Raw genomic sequence first — 203 nt, 5'->3', positions numbered from 1 at the left:
AATTATCTCTCAGGTAATGAGCCAGCTGATTGGACTGTTCATCCAGCTCTCTATAAGTCAGTTCTGTATCCTCAAATACTACGGCTATATTCCCTGGAGTCTTTGCAACCTGCTCTTCGAATAGATCTACTATTGTCTTGTCTTTTGGATAAGCTACGGCCGTATCGTTGAAGGTGACCAGCAGCTTATGCTTCTCTTCTTCC

General features: G+C 43.3%; 1 protein-coding gene. It reads right to left on the bottom strand.

Annotated elements, in window-relative coordinates:
* A partial coding sequence (locus A4R26_RS13670; RefSeq protein ID WP_133054661.1) for an AMP-binding protein occupies nt 1-203 on the bottom strand: 203 nt, incomplete at both ends.

The sequence above is a fragment of the Niastella populi genome (assembly GCF_002078015.1).
GTDB lineage: Bacteria > Bacteroidota > Bacteroidia > Chitinophagales > Chitinophagaceae > Niastella > Niastella populi.
Note: the sequence above shows the minus strand (reverse complement) of the source record. Positions and strands in the feature narration are given on the sequence as shown.